The organism is Nostoc sp., from assembly GCF_036919495.1.
Taxonomy (GTDB): domain Bacteria; phylum Cyanobacteriota; class Cyanobacteriia; order Cyanobacteriales; family Nostocaceae; genus Nostoc.
Map to the genome: position 1 here is coordinate 65,431 of NZ_JBALBZ010000134.1, position 18,870 is coordinate 84,300.

Consider the following 18,870-nt stretch of genomic DNA (forward strand, 5'->3'; position numbering starts at 1 on the left):
AATTATACGTCATCTCAGTACTGAAGCTAAAGTTTTGTGTAACTGTCATCTGCGTACAGACATAGATAGATGCACCAAAATATCATATTGTGACCCATTGATGTGATCTAAATCACTAGTTACGTGTAATGATAATCACATCATATTCATGCTCCATATCAATTAATATCAGAAGGAAATGTTCCACACTTGACGTAACAATTTGTTTACTCTGTCCTAACCAAGATGATTCGTACACTCGTTGAATCTGCTTTCCAAACTGGATATCTTAGTGTTGAATCTGAGGGTTTACTCCATCAAGTGCTTGTCACTAAATGCTGGAAGGAAGAGGATTTGTCAGCCCTCGCAGCCCTATACGATGCAGTTCGGGCAGGCAAAATTAAACGAGAAGCCTCCTCATCGAACGTACTTATGGAATTTCCGCTACCATATAAATCTTGCTGATACTCCAAAATAAGCAGAGGGTAATTTTCCCTTCCCCCTTGTCCCCCATTTATTTTGCCCTTGAAGCTTCTCACCTCTACTCCGTTGCCTTTTAAGTAGCTATCATCAGGCAAAAAGCTTCAAAAATCAAAACTATTTAGGTGTTGTTGTTGAAAATCATCAAGGTCAGCAAGAGAATGAGTTAAGATCATATACACATGGGTAAAAGTAAAACCAAGTCCCCGGACTTCCCAGTAATGCCAATGATTAAAAGTAGGCAAGTTAAACAACCGCAATCAACGATTGGTTTTGAGTATTCTTTATTACATAATAGTAACAAGGACTCACCAGCAAATATAAGCCTGGTTAGGACAGGTTCCGAATTGTTTGACTTTGATGAAGCAGACATTGAGTAGAAAGAGCCGGACGGAGATTGAATTCATTGCTGCAAGCATTGATTTCTGACCCAAAATTTACCAATATTTGACAACTACATGCAAGTTTTGGGATTGGGTGATGAAGCGTACTTGTTCTGAACGGTGAAATTAACCTCTTAAAGGTGTAATGTAATTGGGTAGAACCCAGATTTTGACAGGTTTAACTACGTTGTTTAAAAAGGCAGAAACAGTACATGCTACACCGCAAGATTTATCAACTCTGTTGCGATGGGCGCGAGGTATGTGTTTTCTTGCGGGACCAGCAACGCTGGATTGAACGCGCCCGCATCATCGACATAGAGGGAGATTTAGTGACCCTACGCTATGAAACAGAAGAAGAGGACGAAGTTTGTTCTTGGGAAGAAATGGTTCGCCTCGAGAGCATTGGTGCTGTAACGCAAAAACTAGCTTCAGTACCACGCGGTAATGTGGAGCCTTTGATGACTGAAGATTGTCCCGAAGCCGAACGCATCCACAACCGTTACACAGACTCTAATCCAGAATAATCAGTCATTAGTTAATAGTCAGTAGTCATTAGTGAGTCAGCGCGGTCTTGGGGGTTTCCCCCATGAGCGACTGGCGAACCCGTAAGGGTCATTCGTCATTCGTCATTAATTAAAAATGACAAAAGACACCGGATTAATGGCTATTGGCTATCATTCAAACCTTCAAAAGCAGGACAGTAACCTTCTAGGGTTACCTTAAAGTTATACAACGGGGAAGCTGGATTCCAACATCGCTGCCCTCTTTGATGTCGGCAAGTACCGCAACAGTCTACATCTGTCCATGTATAGCGATCGCTATTTTGGTTGAGCAATTCTCGTTGAGACAATCCCCTCAATACTAGTTCTTCGCCTTGCCAACGAGCTTCGATTAAACCAGTATCAGCAAATTGTCGCCAACGAGGATCAGTTGTAATTACATCTGCTAGGGTGATTGTGATTACTGTTCCCAACTCTGTCAGTTCACCTTCGTAATTAGTTTCTGGTGCTGCCGGTTGTAAAAATGTATCACCGATAGGCAATTCTACTAAAGTGTCAGCCGCTGGGGAATGGATATGATAACGGTTTTGCAACTCCTCTAAGCTAGTCAGGTCTGCCAAGTAGGCAGGAGAACCGTGAACAAAAATGACGTGCTGCGGTCGCAAATTATGAATTAGCTGCGTAGTACCAGGACCATCACTATGTTGAGCCAGAAGATAGGTTTCAATAGTGGTGGGTGCTAAATATTCTTTATTAACTTCTATATCAATTTTTTCTGGTAACAGGATCAGCCAAGGGCCAGTGTCGAGTTGGCAGTGCTTACCCAAGTCATCTGTAGAGTCGGTGAGGACAATACAAGGTGACTTACCCACAGTGGGACGATGTTCTGCTTGTAAACGACGCACGCGGGGACGCACTCGTTCATCCCAAAATAAAGGTTGATGGCGGGCGAAATTCTGTACAGATGGAGGAAGGTGGGGTAACAGTTCTAGATAAGCATCACACCCAGTTGCGACAGCACCATCTACCCAGATATCTAAATCTCGTCCGGTGAAGTGGTGATGAGAGCGTAACAGCATTAATAATTCTTGACCCAATCCCAAAGCCGGAGTGGGAAGAATTACAGAACAATTGTCAGCGATGGCGCGGTTAATTCGTTCTGCTAGTTGATTTTCTTGGTTGCGGCGGTGAGGATGACGGGATGTGCCATAACTACCTTCAATAATTAGCACATCCAAGTCTAACCCTCGCAATTCTTCTAAACGCAAACCTTCTACCAACCGGGAGTTTGACAGGAAAAAATCTCCTGTATACAGTAGCTTGTAAGTACGCTGCTTAGTGGTGTAGGTAAGGAGAATTGCCACAGCCCCCGGTAGATGCCCGGAGGGAAATAATTCTGCCACCAAACCATCTTGGAATTCTACAGGCGATCGCAACGGTAAGGCATGACAAAATTTGGAAATTTTCTCAGGATCTTGGTCTAGCCAATTCAACGGCAGTAACTTGCTGGTTACTTCGCTACCATAAATAGGTAACTTTGGAAAAGCTTTATGCAGTGCCAGTAAACCTCTAGCGTGATCTGGGTGGGCGTGACTAATCAAAACCAAATCTGCTGGTGGGGGCGAACCAGTTCCATGTACCGACTTAGTAAGCCCCTTCGCCAGCGATGAAATATCCGCCAAACCACAATCCAACAAGATGCGGTGTGGCCCCATCTTCACCAACAAACACACACCCTCATCGTAATGCTGAACACTATAGGGCAAACATTCTAATTCACTACCCCCTTCCGCAGCATCTACGCGAGAGGATGCCGACAGATTATCCCTCATGCTCTCCTCCCCTCAAACCTTATCATCATGGACATATCTCAAAAGCCAAAAATTACACAAATTTTGGTTTTGTGACTTAGGGGTAAGTTTTATCGTGCGCCCCTACACCCTGAGAATACAGATTTTTGATTGGGGAGGACGCCTCTACCGAACCCGCACAGGTTCAGAAAGGTGGACTAACCAGAAGCCATCAAAATTACTAGCTCAAGGATGCCTCTTGTTTATTTTCCCTTTGCAAGTTTTGAACGCTTTGAACCAACTCACACTACGGGAAGTTGCCCAAGCGTTTACAGACTTATCTCAATGTGCAGAACCATTGCCGTGATAGTTATCTGAATCATAGAATCCATTTTTCGTGCCAAAAAATAAGCACGAAAGCGTAAATATAACTGTCAATCCAGCTAGAATCAGCTTTACATCCATTTTTTTGCTGCCCCTTACTTAAAGACTTTCCTATATTAATTTAGTGCTTCTGCAATCAAACGTAATCACTAGAAAATCTTTACTATGCTTATGTGGATTGGGCAATAGGTAAATTTACCGCAATCAGTCAGATTGTAGAACCTTTCGGTTCACCTGTCCATTGATCTAGATGTAAAGCAATATGACACCAGGAGCAATCCTCTACACTCTCTAAAAATCCTCAGTAGTTAGGATTGGCCCACTGTTCAAATAAGCTTTTGAGGCTCTTTAGATCCAAACCTTTAATAATTTACGAAACTTTACCAAAAACGCTCTCTTCATCCAAAACTAGCCTAAACGCCAAACTCAAGTCATCACCTTAATATTAAAAACAGGAGCAATTATTTCCCAATCCCTAAATAAAAATACCTGTGTTGTATGACTATCGAACGACTTCCCCAAAAACACTATCCCAGGGCTGAAATTGGGCGACGAGCTATGGCATTGGGGCTTGATTTCCTTGGTGTCTGGTTAGTCAGTTCCCTACTGGGAGGCGGCGATATCGGGATTCAATTTGTGCAAATTTTAGTTTTTGTGATATTTTGGTTGATTTTGCGGGTGCTGGTGGTGTACAACAATCAAGGGCAAAGTTTAGGGCGTTGGGCGTTCGATTTAAAGGTATTGGAAGTTGAAGATGGAGAAGTAGTGGGCAGAATTCCAGATTTGCTCTCACTAGTGAAGCGAGAGGCGATCGTTGGCTTGGGTGCGCTTTTAGTATCAATTGCCTTGAGCAATATTAGAGCCAATCCCACTGCTATACTGCTAGTACTTCCCCTAGCAATTGATTGTGGGACTGCCTTCTCTGATACCCAGATGCGGCAGGCTTTACACGATCGCTATTGTGGAACTTTCATAGTTTCGTCGCGTCGTGGCTACTCGCTCGACATAAAAATCAAAAGATTAGTTGATAATATGCGGCGGAATGTGAGAAGATAGTCATTTGTGTTAATTCTCTTCAGGCTTCACTGTTTGTAAGATTATGGCTAAGAGTAAAGGTGCCCGCATTATTATCACACTAGAGTGTACTGAGTGCCGGACAAATTCAGACAAGCGTTCTGCTGGTGTTTCCCGTTATACCAGCACCAAGAATCGCCGCAACACCACTAACAGGCTAGAACTGAAAAAGTTCTGCACCCACTGCAACAAACATACCGTTCACAAGGAAATTAAGTAGAGATGAGTTATTTCCGTCGTCGCCTTTCTCCGATCAAGCCAGGAGAACCAATCGATTATAAAGATGTTGATTTACTGCGTAAGTTTGTCACCGAACGGGGTAAAATATTGCCACGTCGGATTACTGGGCTTACATCTCAGCAACAGCGAGAGTTGACATTAGCAATTAAACGTTCGCGGATTGTGGCTTTGTTGCCATTTATCAATGCGGAAGGCTAAAAAGAGGAGAGACGCGATTAATCGCGTCTGTACAGGAGAGACGTGATTATACTCTTACGAGAAGCCGCTCTTCGAGCGTCTACGCGTCTGTACAGGAGTTAAGAATCAAAACTCCTAACTCCTAACTCCTAACTTAAAACTATTTAAACTGTTCACCAAATTAAAGTGCGAGAGTTGTGGAGAAGGGGACGCTAGTTGAATTTAGGGTTCAAGGCGATCGCCGTCTGGGCATCGTAGAACGTCCAGACGGTAAAACCCGCTGGTTTGTGGTAGACGAACGTGGTCAATCCCACAGCCTCGCGCCTAGACAAATAACTTATACAGTTACCGGACAGACGTACAAGCCCTCAGAGATTGCCAATTTTCTGGAGCAGATCAAGCCTTATTTAGATCCGTCTAGCTTAGAAGTGGCTTGGGAACTACTGGTTGAAGATGGGGAAACAGTCACCCCAGACCAAATGGCAAATTTGCTATTTTCTGAATCAACTGCCCCTCCTTGTTACGCCGCCCATTGCTTGTTATCAGAGGACAAACTTTATTTCAAGCAAAAAGGAGACGCCTACGAGCCGCGAACTGCTGCTCAGGTAGCAGAACGCAAGCACCAGATGGAAGTAGAGGCGCTAAAAGTCAAGGGACAGCAAGAATTTTTAACTCGTGTAGAGCAGGCGCTCAAAGGTGAAGCAGTAGAGTGGGGGCGTCACGATCGCCAACGCTTAGAAGGACTCGAAAAATATGCGGCGTTGCTTGCTGACACCGTGCGGACAGGGGTCAATTATGACTCCTTGGCTCGCGCTTATCCGCCAAGCGTTCCAGTATTAGAAACTATGACCATGCTGGGACGGCCCACAACACCCCAAGGAGCCTTTCAGCTGTTAGTGGATTTGGGTTGCTGGAGTCCTTATGAAAACTTGTTCCTGCGTCGTTCTTCAATTCCGATCCAATTTCCTAATAAGGTATTAGAAGTGGCGCAACAGCGTTTGGATTTCCCGCCGATTGACTCAGATACAAACCGCCTTGATCTGACTCACCTGAAGGTCTACACCATTGATGATGAAACTACCACAGAAATCGACGATGGTCTGAGTTGGGAAGTACTGCCCGATGGACGGGAACGCCTGTGGGTGCATATCGCCGATCCGACTCGATGGTTAGTACCGGAAGATGAATTAGATTTAGAAGCGAGAAAGCGGGGTAGTACAGTCTATTTACCTACGGGAATGATTCCCATGTTCCCAGAGGTATTAGCGACTGGGCCAATGAGTCTGATCCAGGGACGGGTTTGTTGCGCGCTCAGTTTTGGAATTATTTTAGATACAACTGGGGGAGTAGAAGATTACAGCATTCATACCAGTTCGATTAAGCCGACTTATCGTCTCACCTACGAAGATGTAGATGAAATGCTGCAATTACGGGTACAGGCAGAACCAGAAATTGCTGCGATCGCAACTTGGGCACAGAAGCGCAAAGCTTGGCGTTACGCTCAAGGGGCAATTAGCATCACCATGCCGGAAGCGATGATCAAAGTCAAAGATGATGAGATCAATATTGATATTTTGGACGATTCCCCGTCGCGGCAAGTGGTAGCAGAAATGATGATTCTTGCCGGCGAAGTTGCGGCTCGTTATGGTAAAGCTCATAACATACCTTTGCCCTTTCGCGGTCAGCCGCAACCAGAATTACCCTCAGAAGAGGAATTGCTGCTACTTCCCGCCGGATTCGTTCGCGCTTGCGCTATGCGTCGTTGTATGCCTAAGAGCGAAATGAGCATTACGCCTCTGCGCCATGCTGGTTTAGGTTTGGATACTTACACCCAAGCAACCTCTCCCATCCGTCGTTACAGTGATTTGCTTACCCACTTCCAACTTAAAGCCCATTTACGGGGTGAAGTTTTACCATTTTCCGCAGATCAACTTAAAGAAGTAATGATGACTGTCACCAGCATCACCCAAGAGGTGACGATGGTAGAACGGCAAACTAATAGATATTATGCTCTAGAGTATTTACGCCGTCATCCAGAGGAAACTTGGGAGGTAACAGTGTTGATGTGGCTGCGAGAAGACAGCAACTTGGCTCTAATTTTGTTAGAAGATTTGGGCTTGCAGTTGCCAATGGTTTTCAAGCGTTCTGTGAAGTTGGGCGAACAGATATTAGTGAAAGTCAGCCACGCCGATCCGCAAAAAGATATGATCCAGTTTCAAGAAATAGTTTATCAAGAAGCCCAAACAGCAGTGAATTAACTAATTTGTCATTTGTCATTCGTAATTAATAATACTCGCCAGAGGCGAGTATTATTAATTACGAATTATTTTAATCTTGCTCTAATTAAAGCTAGTGCAGATGCTTGCAATGTCTACTAGCAGTGGGCATAGTATCTACTAGACAAGTAACATTTAAGAACCATTCCAAATTGTGAATGCCTATCGCCGTTGCACTAACAGCCACTACAACCACTATCCACATAGTCAAAGGATTTCTGTCGCGCATAGGTTTACACTAAATACACAGGAACCACAATAATTAAACCAGCTGAGAATATCATTTAAAGTATTGTTTCATTATTTATTCAAACGTTTTGCCAAAAAAGTAGAATCAATAATCGTAAATGATTATCATTATTGGTGAGTGTATATTTTATTTTTTGGAAGTCCCTTAACCCCTGTCGGTTAGGATATAGAGTAAATGGAATGAGGTAATAGTTGTGAATATATCTTTGACCCCAGAACTGGAGCAGTTGGTTAAGGATAAGGTTAGTAGTGGGAAATACAACTCAGTTAGTGAGGTGATGGGTGAAGCATTGAGATTGCTAGAAGAACGCGATCGCTTTCGAGATCAGCGTCTAGCAGAATTGAAAGCTAAAATCCAAGTTGGTATTGAAGAACTCGAACGTGGTGAAGGAATTGATGGTGAAGAGGTATTTGCAGAAATAGAAGAAGATATCCGACGCGCTGAAGCCCAAATGCAACAAGCTGAGGCTGCTAAATAATGAGTAGGTGTATTTTAGCGCCTTCAGCTAGATTAGATTTGAAAGAAATTAGCCCCTACATTACCCGCTTTAATCCTGGTGCGGCTCGAAAACTCAACAAAAATAATTATACAGGAGTGTAAGCTGTTGGCTAATTTTCCTAATATGGGGCAAAGTTGCGATAATTTTGCTAATGGTTTACGGAGTTTCCCCGTAGAAGATTATTTGATATTTTATCGTCCCATTGATGGCGGTGTCGAAGTTGCACGTATTGTCAGTGGTTATCGGGATTTAGAAACAGTTTTCTTAAATAACGATATTCTTTAGTAGTTGGTTAAATCCTTTATTTAATTTCCATTCCAGCAATTTTATTAGTATAATAATGGATCGTGTCGAATTAAAGCTAAACAATGCCTAAACTAAAGACTCGTAAAGCCGCAGCGAAGCGATTCCGTGCCACCGGCACCGGCAAAATCGTCCGTCGTAAAGCGTTCAAAAGCCACCTTTTAGAGCACAAATCTTCTGACAAAAAGCGTAGTATGCGTCAGAGTGCGCTTGTACATGAACGCGATGAACTTAACGTGCGCTTGATGCTCCCATATTTGTAAGTATTTTAGGAAATAAGTTATGACTCGGGTAAAACGCGGTAATGTAGCTCGGAAACGCCGCAATAAAATTCTCAAACTAGCTAAAGGTTTTCGCGGTTCCCACTCAACTCTGTTTAGAACTGCTAACCAACAAGTGATGAAGGCGCTACGGAGTGCCTACCGCGATCGCAAAAAGAAAAAGCGCGATTTTCGTCGCCTGTGGATCACTCGCATCAACGCTGCTTCAAGGCAACACGGCTTGAGTTACAGCCAGTTGATTGGTAACTTGAAAAAAGCTGATATCCAACTCAATCGCAAGATGTTGGCACAATTGGCAGTCCTCGATCCAGCTAGCTTCGGCAAAGTTGCTGAATTGGCAAATCAAGCTAAAGGATAAAGGTGGCAAGGGATGTATAACAGATGTAACAGATTGCAAATAATTACTCGGTTACATCTGGTATTATCCGCCACTATTTTGTGGATTTTTTGCTTATCCATAGTGGGGACGGGATTAACTGCGTCTGCTGCCGAAATGCCAGAAATTCAGCAGCGAGGCTATCTAACTGTTGCCGTTAAAGATAACTTGCGTCCGTTGGGATTTAGAGATGCTAACGGTAATTTGCAAGGCTTAGAAATTGACTTAGCACAGCGATTGGCACTTGACTTGGTTGGTAAAGCTGAGGCTGTCAAATTAAAACCAGTAGCGAATCGCGATCGCTTGTCTGTAGTCTTAGACAAGAAAGTTGATTTTGCGATCGCTAGGGTAACAGCAACTGAATCTCGCAGTCGCATAGTTAATTTCAGTGTTCCCTACTATTTGGATAGCACTGTATTAGTTACAAAAGATGCCTCTGTGCAGAAATTGAGTGATTTTGCAAAACAAAAAATTGCTGTACTCAATAACTCCAGCACCATCGCTAAAGTGCGTTACTTTGTATCAAACGCCGAGTTGGTAGGAGTGAATTCTTATGACGAAGCGCGAGATAAAATAGAAACTAATGCAGCCTTTGCCTTTGCCGCAGATGCTAGCGTTCTGAGTGGTTGGGTGCAAGAATATCCCCAATATCGGCTACTGCCAATTAAGCTATCTACTGAACCCTTGTCTGTAGTCATGCCCAAGGGATTGCAGTACGATGAATTAAGACGGAATGTGAATCAAGCGATCGCTCGTTACTTAGCAGAAGGTTGGCTCCAGCAACGTGTTCAATATTGGGGCTTACCGTAAGTAAGTTAGGAATAGAGACGCGATTAATCGCGTCTGTACAAGAGTTATGATAATTATCCTTATCTCCATCATGCCCAATAGGCTGATAATAGATTACAGAAGTAACTTTTAATATTTGTATTTGCAGCAATGGATAACAGTCTAGCCGTTGTTTATCTCTCAGTTTTGGTGGTTATACTCACAATTGCAGCCGTGAGTGTTTTTCGCCAGATTTTCAAAACTCGCAAGATTGAAGGCTCTTTTGGAAGATTGCGGAAGAAGTTAGAGAAAGAAAAGGGTACTACTCAAGAATATTATGAGTTAGGCAGTATTTATTCAGACAAAAAAATGTATTCCCAAGCGATACTGCTGTTTCAAAAAGCTATCAAAGCTGCCCAAGAAGAGGGAGAAGAAAATATTGCCCCTATTTACAACGGGCTTGGTTATATTTACTTTATCCAAGAGCAATATGACCTAGCAATTCGTCAGTATAAAGAAGCCCTAAAAGCTAAACCAGACTACGTAACAGGGTTGAATAATCTCGGTCACGCTTACGAGAAAAAAAAGTTAACGGCTCAGGCGTTACAAAGTTACGAAGAAGCACTAAAATTGGCTCCAAATAACCCTATTGCTAAACGCCGTGCTGAATCTCTACGTCGTTTAGTTTCTGCGTAATTGCTAACAGATCATAATTGATCAGTTATGAACAGAGAATAATAGCCTTGATTTCTCGTAGGGGCAATTCATGTAGACACAAAGCGGCTTCCCGCAGGGTATTGCCCCTGGATTTCGTACTTGATGCGTAAGTCCTAAATATGAAAATATATGAATATTTACTTTTAAACCTTATACATCAAAGTGATAACGGATAGCTCCAGTATTTGGATCATTGTTGACCTCAGCGTAGCCTATCTTCGTTGCTTCAAGAAGCAACTCTTAAAGAAATATATTAAACCACTACCAATCTGTCCGGTGTAGAATCTTTGCCCACCACAGATACCAAAGAAGCACAAACACCAAAGAATATATGCGACGCTTGAATTTGCTTGCTGCATGACAGTGTACTCCAATTTTCCATGAATACCTGTATACAGTATTCCCAGGTTTGCATGTAAAGCTAACAATTGATTAGACTGATGGATTTTATAATTGGGGATACTGTTAGCAAATTAATTTCTTAATCTATCGGTTTCTGAGCTATTGCTTAGAAATAAATAACTATACGTTTGTTTAAAGAATGTAAAGGGATGATTAAGCGGCTACGTTTTTTTTGGATAGCTATTACTATCACTGTCGTCATTTCTATCTCATTGGGATTCATGGGAAGATTGACGGCTCAACAGCCTTCGATTTCCCATCCTCTGACTTCCCTAACCGAGGCAGAAATTAGCACAGCCGTTTCAGTGATTAAAAGAGAAAAATCTTTGAGTGAAATGGTAGCTTTTCCACTTATTGCCTTACAAGAACCACATAAAGAAGAAGTTCTGAAATTTACACCCGGTAAAGCTTTTGGGCGAAAAGCTTTTTTGGTAATCTATGAACGTTCGCAAAATAAAACTTATGAGGGAATTGTTGATCTAACAAGCAAAACCTTAAGTTCTTGGAAAGAAATATCCTCTGTTCAACCTGCGATTGTCAATCCAGAATATGAACTGGCAACTCAGGTAGTTAAAGCCGATTCCCGATGGCAAAAAGCGATGCAAAGGCGAGGAATTACCGATTTTGATCAAGTCACAATTAGTTGTTGGGCACCAGGAATCTTAAGTAAACAGGAAGAAGCAGTAGGTAATCGTCTGTGTCGAGCCTTATCTTACTACAAAGGCAAAGGCTGGAACTATTACGGTAGTCCCATTGAAGGAGTCTTAGCAACGGTCAATTTAAACGCAGCAAAAATCGCCAGTTTCGTTGACAAGGGAAACGTACCTTTCTCTAAAGAAAACTGGAACTATGATGTAAAGTCTTTGGGCAAATTACTTTCAGCGCCTAAAGCATTAAAGATTCTGCAACCAAATGGTGCAAGTTTCCGAATTAATAACAATGAAATTAGCTGGCAAGGTTGGAAGTTTCGCTATTTAATGCATCCTCGTAATGGATTAATGCTGTACCAAGTGACGCACAAAGACGGGGAAAATATTCGACCAGTTTTATACCGCGCTAGCTTATCAGAGATGGTAGTTCCTTACGGCGATCCAAATCCCACTTGGTCGTTTAGGAATGCATTTGATGTTGGAGAATACAACTTTGGTTTGCTAGCAAATACGATGCAGTTAGGTAAAGAAATTCCTGAAAACGGTCTTTTGCTGGATGCTGTATTTGCTAATGAGCAGGGAGAACCTTATAAAATACCAGGGGTTATCGGTATCTATGAACGCGACAACGGAATGCTGTGGAAACACTATGATTACAGTACTCAGCGTAATGATGTCCGTCGGAATCGAGAATTAGTGATGTCCATGACTGCGGCCGTTGACAACTATGATTACAGCATTAATTGGATTTTTCACCAAGATGGGACTTTGGAAGTCCAAAATGAATTAACGGGTATCGTACTAGCGCAGGGAACGGCTGCCCAAAAGCAATCTAAGGATGATTCCTATGGTCGGCTAATTGCTAAGAATATCTTCGGAGTAAATCACCAGCACTTTTTCAACTATCGCCTAGATTTAGATGTCGATGGGCAAGCTAATTCTGTGATGGAAATGAATGTGAAAGCTTTACCGATGGATGAGAAAAATCCTTTAGGAAATGCGATCGCAATTACAGAAACCCCACTCACAAAAGAAACAGCTGCTGTCCGCGATTTGGATATGAAAAGCAGTCGGGAATGGATGATTGTTAGTGCAGATAAGAAAAATACGCTGGGGGCTGCACCTGGATATATGCTGATGCCTGGTGGAAACTCCGTATTTTTCCCTGTGGAAGGCTCAAACATCCGTCAAAAGGCAGAATTTGCGACTCATCACGTCTGGGTAACAAAATATAAACCTGCTGAACTCTATGCTGGCGGCGATTATCCCAACCAAACTCAACCAGGACAGGGTTTACCTAAATATATTGCAGACGATGAATCCTTGACGGGTGAAGATATCGTGCTGTGGTACACAATGGGCCTAACTCATGTGCCGCGATCGGAAGATTGGCCTGTGATGCCTGTTCACCGAGTTGGCTTTAAGCTAATCCCTAGAGGATTTTTTAGCCGTAATCCAGCAATTAATTTACCAGAGTAAAATATTCGTTTTCTAAAGTTTCCTTGGTTCAGTTCTTTCGTAATCTGTAAACCTGTAACTTGAATGCTGATAAGCTTATCGTAGGTCAAATACTAGCAGTTTTCATTCATAGGATAGCTCATGGATTTTCCAGAAATTAATATTCCCGGTGATGGCACATTGCACGCTCGTTTAATTACTTCCTTGGGTAAAATTATAGTTCTTTTGGAGGAAGACAAAACCCCCAACACCGTCAAAAATTTTGTAGGTTTAGCAACGGGCACAATCGACTGGAAAGACCCTAAGACCGGTCAATCTCAGAAAGGGACTCCTGCTTACGATGGAATTCGCTTTCACCGAGTCATCCCTGATTTTATGATTCAGTGTGGCGATCCCCTGGCTCGTTATCCAGATATGGCCAACCGATGGGGTACTGGTGGGCCAGGATATCAATTTGAAGATGAGTTTCATCCTGAATTGAAACACTCTAGTGCGGGTATCCTCTCAATGGCAAATGCAGGACGCGGTACTAATGGTTCGCAATGGTTCATTACAGAAGGGCCAACGCCTCATCTTGACCGCAAACACAGTGTTTTTGGTAAAGTTGTCGAAGGTATGGATATAGTCAACCGCATCGCCAATGTACCTACAACTAGAGATCGTCCAAATCAAGACGTAGTGTTAGAAAAAGTAGAAATTTTTCGGCAGTAATTAACACCTCTCTAGTACGCAAGGCGGAAGTCAAAAGTCAAAAATCAAAAGTCAAAAGTTAAAAGAATCGTATTCCAAGCTTTTACGCCATTTGAAATGGTATGTTTATTTCCGCCGCGCTGTACTAGTGGTCTCGTCTAATTCATTTTAACGGTTAGGGAGACGCGATAAATCGCCGTCTCTACAGGGAATCTATCCGTCAATTATTTCTTGACAGACTACTAGTGTTATTCCCCCTTTTTTCCTTGTTTAAGGAAGGTTATACCATTTCTTTGTAAAGCTGCGTCAAACCCTTTCAAATTCTTGCTTTCTTTGCGTCCTTTGCGTCCTTCTCTAACGAGACGCTGCGCGAATGCGGTTCGTTTTTCTTTCTTCTTTCTTGTACTTAAATCTGATTTAGCGCATCTTCATACAGAATTGGTATAATACACCGCCCCACATGAAAACAAATTTACCGAAAAATTAAGATTTATTTTAAAAAAGCAACAGTAATATTGTTAAATTCAGAAGCTAGATTCAAGTCAGGAACAAGCTTTGAGCGATGCCTACGCCTATACACCACAGGTCAAATCCTTACAAGTCTTCACTTCATCAGGGATACAACTTTTGAGACAATCAGAAACGATTTAATAATAATCAGGCACTTATAGTCCACTCTTATCGGACTCCATGTTATTTCTATTGAAAAGGGAGAACACAAACATGAAATTGGCTTACTGGATGTATGCAGGCCCAGCCCACATCGGCACTCTGCGAATCGCTAGTTCTTTTAAAAATGTCCATGCGATCATGCATGCCCCTATTGGCGATGACTACTTTAACGTCATGCGCTCCATGCTATCGCGGGAGAGGGATTTTACTCCGGTAACAACCAGTGTCGTCGATCGCAACGTTTTGGCACGCGGCTCCCAAGAGAAGGTGGTTGATAACATCGTCCGCAAGGATGCTGAGGAACACCCAGATTTGATTGTGTTAACTCCCACCTGCACCTCCAGCATCTTGCAAGAGGATTTGCACAACTTTGTCGAACGGGCGCAGTTGGAAGCAAAAGGAGACGTAATGCTGGCGGATGTGAACCACTACCGCTACAACGAACTGCAAGCCGCCGAGCGCACTCTGGATCAAATCGTCCAATACTACATTGAAAAAGCCCGGAAGCGGGGCGAATTGGCACAGGGCAAAACTGCGAAACCCTCGGTTAATATTATCGGTACTACCACCCTTGGTTTCCACAATAATCACGACTGCACCGAACTCAAACGGTTGATGGCTGACTTGGGAATTGAGGTAAATACCTTAATTCCTGAAGGTGCTTCGGTGAATGACTTGAAAAAGATGTCCCAAGCCTGGTTTAACCTGGTGCCTTACCGTGAACTCGGTTTGACCACAGCGCGTTACCTGGAAGAACAATTTGGCACACCTTATATAGACATTACTCCAATGGGTGTAGTAGAAACTGCCCGTTGTATTCGCAAGATTCAGCAGGTTATTAACGCTCAAGGTGCAGAAGTTGATTACGAAAACTTTATCAATGAGCAAACCCTGCATGTATCTCAGGCTGCTTGGTTCTCCCGTTCAATTGACTGTCAAAACTTGACTGGCAAAAAAGCTGTGGTATTTGGTGACAATACGCACGCGGCCGCCATTACCAAGATTCTGGCGCGAGAAATGGGGATTCATGTTGTTTGGGCTGGAACCTATTGCAAATATGATGCAGATTGGTTCCGCGAACAGGTTAGCGAGTATTGCGATGAAGTGCTAATTTCCGAAGATCATGGTGAAATTGGGGATGCGATCGCTCGTGTCGAACCCTCTGCCATTTTCGGTACCCAAATGGAACGCCACGTTGGTAAACGTTTGGATATTCCCTGCGGTGTAATTGCAGCACCAATCCACGTCCAAAACTTCCCCATTGGTTACAAACCATTTATGGGTTACGAAGGCACTAATCAGATTACAGATTTGATCTACAATTCCTTCACTTTGGGAATGGAAGATCACCTGTTAGAAATCTTCGGTGGTCATGATACCAAGGAAGTAATTACTAGAGGAATTTCTGCTGATTCTGATTTGAATTGGACAAAAGATGGTCAAGCAGAATTGAATAAGATTCCGGGATTTGTGCGCGGTAAAGTGAAGCGTAATACTGAGAAATTTGCCCGCGATCGCGGTTTCAAAGAAATCAACGCTGAGGTGTTGTACGCTGCCAAGGAAGCGGTCGGGGCTTAGATTAGAGTTTAATTGAGAATATTTATTGAGGGGTGAGGAGTTATGTATACTCTTTACCCCCATTTTTTTTGCTTTAGTGATAAAAATTAAATTATGAGATATCATCGATGTAATATTAATTTTTATATATTTCTCTCAATAACTATTTAAAATAACCAAATTAAATATAATGAAAATACCATCAGGTTTAGTAATTCAAGATGAAAAAATCACTAAATACCTACTTGTTTATCAACCTAAAAGTGATAAATCAAGATATCTAGCTTTAGCAGGATATAATCTTGATAACTGGGAACTTCTTAAGAACGATATAATAAATGCTGTAGAAGGTTCTGAAATTGCAAAAGTTATCCCTAGTGATTGGGGTACTCAGTTTGAGGTTAAAAGTGAGTGGACTGGGCCTAATGGTCAATTAATTAAGGTAATTACTATCTGGCAACAAGATGAAGAAACAGAATTTGTTAGATTTATAACACTATATCCTGATAAATCACAGGAGACTTAAACGATGACAACAGCTATTTTATTTCAGTGGGTAGAACTGAAGCACAATGTTCCTAATAGTCCTGTAAAAGTTGGCGATAGAGGGGTTGTGTTGGATCATCTGCGTCCTACTAAAACTCAGCAAGAGCCAGGATATATTTTAGAAATCTTTAAAGACAGTGAAACTCTAGATGTTGTTTCTGTGCCTATTTCCTGGGTCAACCCTCTACCTGAAACCTGGGGAAGCATTGAACATGATACAAGACAGACAGTTTAAAGCAGAAAAAATCAAACTCATTGCTAAATTTTGTCTGCGATCGTGGTTTCAAGGAAATCAATGCTGAGGTATTGTACGCTGCGAAAGAAACTGTCGGGGCTTAGATTAGCGGTTAATCAATAAAGTTGAGGGGTGAGGAGTTATGTATACTCTTTACCCCCATTTTTTTTGCTTTAGTGATAAAAATTAAATTATGAGATATCATAGATTTAATATTAATTTTTATATATTTCTCCTAATAACTATTTAAAATAACTAAATTAAATATGAATGATGACAAAGCGGCATTGTTTGCGGCACTATGTCAGGCTGGTATTAATCACAGTCCAGAAAAGATTGTGCAGATTGCCAAGCAAGCCGATGGCAAAATCGTATTTTTAGAGCAGGGAAAAGCTGGTATAAAAGGAAGTGGACTAGCACACATCTTAAATAAACATCAAGATGACTTTGCAAGACGTGGAATTTCTCAGAATGAAATCCCTGATGCTGTTATGGCTGCTGTGACAAGAGGAAAGTTTCTTGGTTATCAAGGAACGATAGAACCTCGCCGGGAAATCTATGAAGTAATTTTTAATGGACAAACACAATACATAGCAGTGAGTGTGGGCGATAATGGTTATATAGTCGGAGCTAATCCCGCCTCTTTACCCTAATTTCACCTGAATAGCTATGACAGTAAAGATAAAACTAATGGCTGATTATGGGTGCGACCCTTTATGGTGGGCAGATGCTGATAAAGTTGGTAATATCGATCCAGCAAAACTGCCCCTCAGTCAAGAAACCATTAGCCATCTGAGAAAATGGGCATCTGCTTACAATGCAACATTAAATTGGCAAGATCCTGCTAACTCACCAGATTTGAGTGCAGAGGCTGAAGCGGCTTTTGAAGAAGAAGGAATTAGTCTTTGGAAGGAATTGCAAACAGAACTTGCACCTAATTATCAAGTTGTTTATTTCAGTGAGCCATTAGGCAAAGTTTTAACTCATCCTAGTGAATTAGAAGTTTTACGTCCTATCCAGCAATGATTTCACGTAACAGAATATAAATCTAGTGCAGCACCAATAAATTTAATTGCGATCGTGGTTTCAAAGAAATCAATGCTGAGGTATTGTACGCCGCGAAAGAAACTGTCGGGGCTTAGTTTAGCGGGTTAGCGATTTTTAATTTTGAGATTAACTTCAATCGTTTGGCTGAAACATCAGCCAAACGATTTTTTAGTAGTATTACTCAGTACAACTGTAGTCAGTTCAGTTCAATATAGTTTTTAATAAAACACCCATATAAGTCAATGAATCAAGTTATCAATTTCTACACAACAGTAGTCAACTGTAAAAACTCAGCTTTACTGAGCAGTGTAACTCATAGCCCCTATCTTTCAGAATAGGCTTTTTTGTTAGTTTTGAATTAGATATGACTTTACAGATAATTTTAGTTACTTTTATTACATTGCTGAAAGAACGATGCCTGCGGCGGGCTACGCCTACGCGCCTCCAACCAGTCAAGCTATTATGTTCTGTAAAGCCTACAGCATTAGGAAATCTCCCACCATGTCCAAGCAGACAAACTTGACTGATGCTCGTAACAACCTAGCCGAACTCTGTAATCAAGTAGTTGCAGATAGAAAAGTAATAATTATTAACCGACAAGAAGGCGAAAACGTCGCCTTAATTGCTGTTGATGAACTAGAGAGTTTACTAGAAACATCTCATTTACTTCGTTCACCTAAAAATGCAGTCCGTTTGTTAACTGCTTTGGAAAGAGCAAAAGCTAGAACTTTAAAACCTCAAAATATTAACGAATTACATCAGAAGTTGGGAATTGGCGAAGAAGAATAAGGATGAAACCCAACCCTAAGAAAATAAAGTTCGAGATGTTGTATTTCATCCAGAATTTCGGGAAGACCTCGCCTATTGGGTAGAGACAAACCGCAAAACTGCGCTTCGCGTTTTTAACTTGGTTGAAGCGATTATGCGAGATTTTTTTACAGGTATTGGCAAACCCGAACCATAGCACATAGCTACAAGCCAGTGTGCGTCTACGATTCTTGACAAAGCTTGTCTTGCAAGATGTTACCCTATAGCGATCGCTGCTGCAACTCCTTTAGCGATCGCATTCCTTAACGCAGAAATTTACTGATAAATAAAAATTAATAGCGAACAAATATCACAATACAAAATTATTA

General features: G+C 41.9%; 24 protein-coding genes and 1 pseudogene. 23 read left to right on the top strand and 2 right to left on the bottom strand.

From position 1 onward, the window contains the following. The first annotated feature begins 225 nt into the window (after positions 1 to 225). On the top strand, positions 226 to 444 hold the full coding sequence (locus V7K25_RS18720) for a hypothetical protein (RefSeq protein ID WP_229454773.1): 219 nt from the start codon (positions 226 to 228) through the stop codon (positions 442 to 444). A gap of 610 nt (positions 445 to 1,054) precedes the next feature. Further along, complete coding sequence (locus V7K25_RS18725; RefSeq protein ID WP_012408115.1) at positions 1,055 to 1,366, top strand: DUF6679 family protein; 312 nt, start codon at positions 1,055 to 1,057, stop codon at positions 1,364 to 1,366. 140 nt (positions 1,367 to 1,506) lie between these two features. Here the strand turns inward: V7K25_RS18725 and V7K25_RS18730 are convergent, their stop codons facing one another. Further along, positions 1,507 to 3,174 carry an MBL fold metallo-hydrolase gene (locus V7K25_RS18730; RefSeq protein ID WP_335160012.1) on the bottom strand — a complete coding sequence of 556 codons (1,668 nt, stop codon included), beginning with the start codon at positions 3,172 to 3,174 and terminating at the stop codon, positions 1,507 to 1,509. On the opposite strand from V7K25_RS18730, the gene V7K25_RS18735 reads away from it, so the two are divergent. The 12 genes from V7K25_RS18735 (at position 3,173) to V7K25_RS18790 (ending at position 10,456) form a co-directional block, all read left to right on the top strand. Then, positions 3,173 to 3,499, top strand: a complete 327-nt coding sequence (locus tag V7K25_RS18735; RefSeq protein ID WP_335160013.1) for a hypothetical protein — start codon at positions 3,173 to 3,175, stop codon at positions 3,497 to 3,499. The two genes, V7K25_RS18730 and V7K25_RS18735, sit on opposite strands and share 2 nt — an antisense overlap. 515 nt (positions 3,500 to 4,014) lie before the next feature. Continuing rightward, positions 4,015 to 4,572, top strand: a complete 558-nt coding sequence (locus tag V7K25_RS18740; protein WP_335160014.1) for an RDD family protein — start codon at positions 4,015 to 4,017, stop codon at positions 4,570 to 4,572. 43 nt (positions 4,573 to 4,615) lie between these two features. Next, positions 4,616 to 4,810, top strand: coding sequence for a 50S ribosomal protein L33 (rpmG, locus tag V7K25_RS18745; protein WP_012411241.1), 195 nt, complete (start codon positions 4,616 to 4,618; stop codon positions 4,808 to 4,810). A 2-nt stretch (positions 4,811 to 4,812) separates the two neighbouring features. Then, positions 4,813 to 5,028, top strand: a complete 216-nt coding sequence (gene rpsR / locus V7K25_RS18750; RefSeq protein ID WP_012411240.1) for a 30S ribosomal protein S18 — start codon at positions 4,813 to 4,815, stop codon at positions 5,026 to 5,028. 176 nt (positions 5,029 to 5,204) lie between these two features. After that, complete coding sequence (locus V7K25_RS18755) at positions 5,205 to 7,265, top strand: ribonuclease catalytic domain-containing protein (RefSeq protein WP_335160015.1); 2,061 nt, start codon at positions 5,205 to 5,207, stop codon at positions 7,263 to 7,265. Positions 7,266 to 7,726: 461 nt separating this feature from the next. Continuing rightward, complete coding sequence (locus V7K25_RS18760; RefSeq protein ID WP_335160016.1) at positions 7,727 to 8,011, top strand: type II toxin-antitoxin system ParD family antitoxin; 285 nt, start codon at positions 7,727 to 7,729, stop codon at positions 8,009 to 8,011. Continuing rightward, positions 8,011 to 8,133: a type II toxin-antitoxin system RelE/ParE family toxin gene (locus tag V7K25_RS18765; RefSeq protein ID WP_335160017.1), complete on the top strand. Its 123-nt coding sequence runs from the start codon at positions 8,011 to 8,013 to the stop codon at positions 8,131 to 8,133. The genes V7K25_RS18760 and V7K25_RS18765 overlap by 1 nt, the downstream gene beginning before the upstream one ends. A 4-nt stretch (positions 8,134 to 8,137) precedes the next feature. Further along, positions 8,138 to 8,317, top strand: coding sequence for a type II toxin-antitoxin system RelE/ParE family toxin (locus tag V7K25_RS18770; protein WP_335160018.1), 180 nt, complete (start codon positions 8,138 to 8,140; stop codon positions 8,315 to 8,317). Between the two features lie 83 nt (positions 8,318 to 8,400). Continuing rightward, entirely contained in the window at positions 8,401 to 8,598 is a 198-nt protein-coding gene (gene rpmI, locus V7K25_RS18775; RefSeq protein ID WP_109007939.1) for a 50S ribosomal protein L35, read from the top strand. A 19-nt stretch (positions 8,599 to 8,617) separates the two neighbouring features. Next, positions 8,618 to 8,974 (top strand): 50S ribosomal protein L20, encoded by a 357-nt coding sequence (gene rplT, locus V7K25_RS18780; RefSeq protein WP_069069781.1) that lies wholly within the window; start codon positions 8,618 to 8,620, stop codon positions 8,972 to 8,974. Positions 8,975 to 8,986: 12 nt separating this feature from the next. After that, positions 8,987 to 9,802 carry a transporter substrate-binding domain-containing protein gene (locus V7K25_RS18785; RefSeq protein WP_335160019.1) on the top strand — a complete coding sequence of 272 codons (816 nt, stop codon included), beginning with the start codon at positions 8,987 to 8,989 and terminating at the stop codon, positions 9,800 to 9,802. Between the two features lie 129 nt (positions 9,803 to 9,931). Next, positions 9,932 to 10,456: a tetratricopeptide repeat protein gene (locus tag V7K25_RS18790; protein WP_335160020.1), complete on the top strand. Its 525-nt coding sequence runs from the start codon at positions 9,932 to 9,934 to the stop codon at positions 10,454 to 10,456. A 233-nt stretch (positions 10,457 to 10,689) separates the two neighbouring features. Here V7K25_RS18790 and V7K25_RS18795 read toward each other — a convergent pair whose 3' ends face one another. Further along, a complete protein-coding gene (locus V7K25_RS18795; RefSeq protein ID WP_442948100.1) occupies positions 10,690 to 10,836 on the bottom strand; it encodes an NINE protein in 147 nt (48 codons plus the stop codon). 192 nt (positions 10,837 to 11,028) lie between these two features. On the opposite strand from V7K25_RS18795, the gene V7K25_RS18800 reads away from it, so the two are divergent. The 9 genes and pseudogenes from V7K25_RS18800 to V7K25_RS18840 form a co-directional block, all read left to right on the top strand. After that, the gene (locus V7K25_RS18800; protein WP_335160022.1) at positions 11,029 to 13,008 is read left to right on the top strand and encodes a primary-amine oxidase; all 1,980 of its coding nucleotides are present in this window, start codon (positions 11,029 to 11,031) and stop codon (positions 13,006 to 13,008) included. A 120-nt stretch (positions 13,009 to 13,128) separates the two neighbouring features. Beyond that, positions 13,129 to 13,698: a peptidylprolyl isomerase gene (locus tag V7K25_RS18805; RefSeq protein ID WP_335160023.1), complete on the top strand. Its 570-nt coding sequence runs from the start codon at positions 13,129 to 13,131 to the stop codon at positions 13,696 to 13,698. A gap of 702 nt (positions 13,699 to 14,400) precedes the next feature. Beyond that, on the top strand, positions 14,401 to 15,927 hold the full coding sequence (gene bchB / locus V7K25_RS18810; protein ID WP_335160024.1) for a ferredoxin:protochlorophyllide reductase (ATP-dependent) subunit B: 1,527 nt from the start codon (positions 14,401 to 14,403) through the stop codon (positions 15,925 to 15,927). Between the two features lie 169 nt (positions 15,928 to 16,096). Further along, a complete protein-coding gene (locus tag V7K25_RS18815) occupies positions 16,097 to 16,432 on the top strand; it encodes a DUF6883 domain-containing protein (RefSeq protein WP_335160025.1) in 336 nt (111 codons plus the stop codon). A 3-nt stretch (positions 16,433 to 16,435) separates the two neighbouring features. Next, complete coding sequence (locus tag V7K25_RS18820) at positions 16,436 to 16,687, top strand: hypothetical protein (protein WP_335160026.1); 252 nt, start codon at positions 16,436 to 16,438, stop codon at positions 16,685 to 16,687. A 266-nt stretch (positions 16,688 to 16,953) separates the two neighbouring features. Continuing rightward, the gene (locus V7K25_RS18825; RefSeq protein ID WP_335160027.1) at positions 16,954 to 17,340 is read left to right on the top strand and encodes a hypothetical protein; all 387 of its coding nucleotides are present in this window, start codon (positions 16,954 to 16,956) and stop codon (positions 17,338 to 17,340) included. Between the two features lie 16 nt (positions 17,341 to 17,356). Next, entirely contained in the window at positions 17,357 to 17,713 is a 357-nt protein-coding gene (locus V7K25_RS18830; protein ID WP_335160028.1) for a hypothetical protein, read from the top strand. Positions 17,714 to 18,235: 522 nt separating this feature from the next. Then, positions 18,236 to 18,523, top strand: a complete 288-nt coding sequence (locus V7K25_RS18835) for a type II toxin-antitoxin system Phd/YefM family antitoxin (RefSeq protein ID WP_335160029.1) — start codon at positions 18,236 to 18,238, stop codon at positions 18,521 to 18,523. A gap of 55 nt (positions 18,524 to 18,578) precedes the next feature. Beyond that, a pseudogene (locus tag V7K25_RS18840) lies at positions 18,579 to 18,698 on the top strand (type II toxin-antitoxin system YoeB family toxin); the annotation flags it as partial. Positions 18,699 to 18,870: the final 172 nt, after the last annotated feature.

Coding starts and splice junctions, on each gene's coding strand:
- V7K25_RS18720 (WP_229454773.1), top strand. CDS start 226: ATGATTCGTACACTCGTTGAATCTGCTTTCCAAACTGGATATCTTAGT.
- V7K25_RS18725 (WP_012408115.1), top strand. CDS start 1,055: ATGCTACACCGCAAGATTTATCAACTCTGTTGCGATGGGCGCGAGGTA.
- V7K25_RS18735 (WP_335160013.1), top strand. CDS start 3,173: ATGCTCTCCTCCCCTCAAACCTTATCATCATGGACATATCTCAAAAGC.
- V7K25_RS18730 (WP_335160012.1), bottom strand. CDS start 3,174: ATGAGGGATAATCTGTCGGCATCCTCTCGCGTAGATGCTGCGGAAGGG.
- V7K25_RS18740 (WP_335160014.1), top strand. CDS start 4,015: ATGACTATCGAACGACTTCCCCAAAAACACTATCCCAGGGCTGAAATT.
- rpmG (WP_012411241.1), top strand. CDS start 4,616: ATGGCTAAGAGTAAAGGTGCCCGCATTATTATCACACTAGAGTGTACT.
- rpsR (WP_012411240.1), top strand. CDS start 4,813: ATGAGTTATTTCCGTCGTCGCCTTTCTCCGATCAAGCCAGGAGAACCA.
- V7K25_RS18765 (WP_335160017.1), top strand. CDS start 8,011: ATGAGTAGGTGTATTTTAGCGCCTTCAGCTAGATTAGATTTGAAAGAA.
- rpmI (WP_109007939.1), top strand. CDS start 8,401: ATGCCTAAACTAAAGACTCGTAAAGCCGCAGCGAAGCGATTCCGTGCC.
- rplT (WP_069069781.1), top strand. CDS start 8,618: ATGACTCGGGTAAAACGCGGTAATGTAGCTCGGAAACGCCGCAATAAA.
- V7K25_RS18785 (WP_335160019.1), top strand. CDS start 8,987: ATGTATAACAGATGTAACAGATTGCAAATAATTACTCGGTTACATCTG.
- V7K25_RS18790 (WP_335160020.1), top strand. CDS start 9,932: ATGGATAACAGTCTAGCCGTTGTTTATCTCTCAGTTTTGGTGGTTATA.
- V7K25_RS18795 (WP_442948100.1), bottom strand. CDS start 10,836: ATGCAGCAAGCAAATTCAAGCGTCGCATATATTCTTTGGTGTTTGTGC.
- V7K25_RS18800 (WP_335160022.1), top strand. CDS start 11,029: ATGATTAAGCGGCTACGTTTTTTTTGGATAGCTATTACTATCACTGTC.
- V7K25_RS18805 (WP_335160023.1), top strand. CDS start 13,129: ATGGATTTTCCAGAAATTAATATTCCCGGTGATGGCACATTGCACGCT.
- bchB (WP_335160024.1), top strand. CDS start 14,401: ATGAAATTGGCTTACTGGATGTATGCAGGCCCAGCCCACATCGGCACT.
- V7K25_RS18815 (WP_335160025.1), top strand. CDS start 16,097: ATGAAAATACCATCAGGTTTAGTAATTCAAGATGAAAAAATCACTAAA.
- V7K25_RS18820 (WP_335160026.1), top strand. CDS start 16,436: ATGACAACAGCTATTTTATTTCAGTGGGTAGAACTGAAGCACAATGTT.
- V7K25_RS18825 (WP_335160027.1), top strand. CDS start 16,954: ATGAATGATGACAAAGCGGCATTGTTTGCGGCACTATGTCAGGCTGGT.
- V7K25_RS18830 (WP_335160028.1), top strand. CDS start 17,357: ATGACAGTAAAGATAAAACTAATGGCTGATTATGGGTGCGACCCTTTA.
- V7K25_RS18835 (WP_335160029.1), top strand. CDS start 18,236: ATGTCCAAGCAGACAAACTTGACTGATGCTCGTAACAACCTAGCCGAA.